We start from the raw sequence: 4372 nt of genomic DNA on the forward strand, positions 1-4372 counted from the left end.
AGGATGCTTGGTAGCTTGTGCTTACCCTGGGACTCCAAGCACCGAAATTCTTGAAAACGTTTCTCAATATGAAGAAATACGTTCAGAGTGGTCAACCAATGAAAAAGTGGCATTAGAAGTTGGAAGTGGTGCTTCTATTGCAGGGGCTAGATCTTTGGTAGCTATGAAACATGTTGGATTAAATGTAGCAGCAGATCCTATGTTTACAATGGCATATGAGGGTGTAAATGGTGGACTAGTAATAGTTACCGCTGATGAACCAGGGATGCATAGTTCTCAAAATGAACAGGACAATAGGTTATATGCTCCCCATGCAAAAGTTGCTATGGTAGAACCAGCTGATAGTCAAGAATGTAAAGATTTTATCAAAGAGGCTTTTGAAATCAGTGAAAAATATGATACTCCTGTTTTATTTAGAATAACTACTAGGGTTTGCCATAGTAAAGGCTTGGTAGAATTAAAGGATAGGAAGGAAGTAGGAATCAAGGAATATACTAAAGATATTAAAAAGTATATAATGGTTCCAGCTAATTCAAAAGTTAAACATATAGAAATGGAAACAGAAAGGCTTCCGAAGTTGAAGGAGTATTCAAATACAACTTGTTTAAATAATATTGAATATAATGATAAGAAAATTGGCGTTATTACAAGTGGTATATCTTATCTACATGCTAAGGAAGTTTTTGGTGACAGTGCATCTTATTTAAAGATAGGTTTTACTTATCCTCTCCCAGATAAATTAATAAGAGAATTTGCAGAAGAAGTAGAAAAATTATATATAATAGAAGAAAATGAACCCTATATAGAAAATTTTGTAAAAGCCATGGGAATCGATTGTATTGGGAAAGAGCTTATACCAATATGTGGAGAATTAAGTCCAGAAATTATTAAAAAAGCTATATTTAAAGGAAAAGATAACGAAAGCTATGAAATAGATATAGATGTACCAGCAAGGCCTCCTGCACTATGTGCTGGATGTCCTCATAGAGGCATATTTTATGAAGTAAGTAAATATAAAGATAAAATAATTTCGACAAGCGATATTGGATGCTATACTTTAGGGATGGCACCACCTCTCGGAGTAGGGGATACAGTTATATGTATGGGTGCAGGGATTACAGGAGGCATTGGTTTCGATAGAGTAAATCAGATGGCTAATAGAGATAAGAAAGTATTTGGATTTATAGGAGATTCTACCTTTTTCCATTCAGGAATTACAGGTTTAATTGATGGAATTTATAATGGAACTAATATGGTTACTGTAATATTAGATAATAGAATTACTGCTATGACAGGCCATCAAGAAAACCCTGGTACAGGTAAAAATATAATAGGACAAGAAACACCTATGGTAGATATTGAAAAGGTAGTTAAAGCAATTGGAATTAAGGATGAAAACATTAGAGTCGTAGATCCTTATAAACTAGATGAGACTAAAAAAGCAGTTAAAGATGCTTATGAAGCTGAAGAACCTTTTGTAATTATTGCTAAACAACCTTGTGCTTTGATTAAAGAAGTTCAAAAAGAAAGAAAGGGACTTTATTGTGAAGTAAACCAAGAAAAATGTACCCAATGTAAGACTTGCTTAAGGATTGGATGTCCTGCCATTTCTTTTAAAGATGGTACAATTAGCATAGATACAACTCAATGTAATGGTTGTACAGTTTGTCTTCAAGTTTGTCCTTTTAAGGCTATAGAATTTAATGGAGAAAGTAGGTGATCCTGTGGTAAAAAGTTTACTTTTAGTTGGAGTAGGAGGACAAGGAACCATACTTGTCTCAAAAATCCTTTCTCAAGGATTTGTAAAAGAAGGATATGATGTTAAAATGTCAGAAATCCATGGAATGTCCCAAAGAGGTGGAAGTGTGACAACTCAAATTAAATTTGGAGAAAAGGTATATTCTCCATCTATAGATAAAGGCGGAGCAGACATACTTGTAGCCTTTGAAAAATTAGAAGCAGCTAGATATATAGAACAATTAAAGAAGAATGGGACTCTGATAGTCAATGATGAGGAAATTTATCCGTTGCCAGTACTTTCAGGATTTGCCGAATATCCTGAAGGAGTTCTAGATAATCTTAAGAATAAGGTAGAAAATATAAAAATTATAGAGGCAAGGAAAATAGCAGAAGAACTAGGGGAGCCTCGGTCTCAAAATATAGTTATGTTAGGTTCCATGGTAAAAGCTTTGGGGCTTGAAAATATTGATTGGGTAGAATTAATTAAGGAAAATTTACCTGATAAGGTTCACAACGTAAATATCAAAGCTTTTGAAAAAGGCTTGAGCTTATAAAGAGGTCGGATAATCCGACCTTTTTATATTTTAGTTGAGATATTTTTTATTATAATATATTATTATAAAAAAGAATTAAAAAAGTAAAGGGGAGATGAAATGAAAAAATTTGTACTTTTTAAGGAAAAAGTAGTGGATAATATATCTCAAGTTGTAATAGGTAAAAAAGATGTAATTGAGCTTATTATAGTTACTTTTTTATCTAAAGGCCATATATTATTAGAGGATCTTCCAGGCATGGGGAAAACCATGATGGTTAAAGCCTTTTCTAAAACCTTAGGTTTACCTTTTAAAAGAATTCAATTTACACCTGATTTGCTTCCTTCTGATATTATGGGGATCAACTACTATAATCAAAAGTTAGGAGATTTTCTATTTAGAAAAGGTCCTTTATTTTCAAATATAGTATTAGCTGATGAAATAAATAGAGCTACTCCTAGAACTCAATCCAGTTTATTGGAAGCTATGGAAGAAGGACAAGTCACAGTAGATGGTGAAACTAGAATACTTAACAAACCCTTTATGGTTTTAGCTACTCAAAATCCAATAGAATCCTATGGAACCTTTCCATTACCGGAGGCACAATTGGATAGGTTTTTTATGCGTATTAAAATAGGCTATCCAACTAAAGAGGAAGAAAAGGAAATAATCTACAATAATTTAAAAAAATCTATAGATGATTTGGAGAGTATTATTACAGAAGAAGAACTTGATTATCTATTTGGAAATGTAAACAATGTAGATTGTTCTAAGGATGTAATGAATTATATTATTGATTTAATAGAAGAAACCAGAAATATAGGGGAAATACAATTGGGAGTTAGTCCTCGTGGGACAATAGCACTTTTTAAAGCATGTCAAGCCTATGCTGCTATCAATGGAAGGGATTATATTATACCAGAGGATGTTAAAGCTATGGCACCTAAAGTATTAAACCATAGGATAATTATTAAAGGTAGAAATAAAATGGAAGACAATGAAAGGCTAATAGAAAAGATACTTACTACAAAAGAAGTGCCTTTAGAAAGGATATAGAATAAATATGCTTTGGTTATTTATTACATTGGTAGCTTTGATCTTTGGTTTCAATAAGCTTAGCATGAAATATGGTTTAAAAAATTTAAAATATAGACGAACATTATCTAAGAATATGATAGAAATAGGGGAATTTTTTGAAGTAAATACTGTAATTGAGAATAAAAAGCCTTTTCCAGTAACCTACTTAAGAATAACGGAAAGATTTCCAACAGTTCTTGATTATTCTGGAAATGTAGATAAGGAGAAGATAGGGGATTATTTTGAATTTACTACTACTTTGTTTGTAATGCCTTATCAAAGGGTGAAACGGATTTATTCTTTTTTTGGCAATAAAAGAGGTTGTTTTATTTTTAGAAATGTAGATTTGAAAGTAGGGGATTTTATTGGATTAAATACATCTTCTATTACTGAAAATTATTTACATGAATTAGTAGTACTACCTAAGCCTTTAGATTTAGATAAGAATTTAGTATTATATGGAAGTTACTATGGACAAATATCTGTTAAAAGATGGATAATAGACGATCCTTTAATGACTGTAGGTATAAGGGAATATACAGGTAATGAACCAGAAAAACATATTCATTGGCCTTCATCTTTAAAATATGGGAATTTGATGGTTAAAAATTTCGATTTTACTACAGAACATTCAGTAAATATCATATTAAATGTTGAGTCTGCTAAACCTTTTTGGTCAAACATTGAAAAAGATGAAATTGAAACTTGCATCTCTTTATGTAGAGGAATTGTAGAAGAATTAGAACAAAACAATATTCCTTATAGTTTTGTAAATAATTCTTATGGTGGATATAAAATAGATGATATTTATTCCAATAATTATGAATATGTATTAAATTCTTTAGGAAGAGTATCTTATGGAGTAGCAGTTGAGTTTGAAACTTTAATCAACGAAATTGTTAATAAAAGAAATAGCTTTACCACATTTATAATTATAACCCCTAGAATATTTAACTCATATATAGAACCATTGGAAAAATTGAAGACAAATAACAATAAACTTATTCTTATATCATTAGATG

General features: G+C 31.1%; 4 protein-coding genes. All 4 read left to right on the forward strand.

What is annotated here, in order from left to right; all coding sequences use genetic code 11:
- Positions 1–1720: indolepyruvate ferredoxin oxidoreductase subunit alpha (gene iorA / locus VK998_RS10255; RefSeq protein ID WP_325228037.1), on the forward strand; the 1720-nt coding region annotated here is incomplete at its 5' end.
- A 4-nt stretch (positions 1721–1724) separates the two neighbouring features.
- A complete protein-coding gene (locus tag VK998_RS10260) occupies positions 1725–2294 on the forward strand; it encodes an indolepyruvate oxidoreductase subunit beta (protein WP_325228038.1) in 570 nt (189 codons plus the stop codon).
- A 99-nt stretch (positions 2295–2393) separates the two neighbouring features.
- Complete coding sequence (locus tag VK998_RS10265; protein WP_325228039.1) at positions 2394–3329, forward strand: AAA family ATPase; 936 nt, start codon at positions 2394–2396, stop codon at positions 3327–3329.
- A gap of 7 nt (positions 3330–3336) precedes the next feature.
- On the forward strand, positions 3337–4372 hold a 1036-nt coding region (locus VK998_RS10270; protein WP_325228040.1), incomplete at its 3' end, for a DUF58 domain-containing protein.

Origin of the sequence: Schnuerera sp. (genome assembly GCF_035459645.1) — a bacterium.
GTDB lineage: Bacteria > Bacillota > Clostridia > Tissierellales > Tepidimicrobiaceae > Schnuerera.

Coding starts and splice junctions, on each gene's coding strand:
- VK998_RS10265 (WP_325228039.1), top strand. CDS start 2,394: ATGAAAAAATTTGTACTTTTTAAGGAAAAAGTAGTGGATAATATATCT.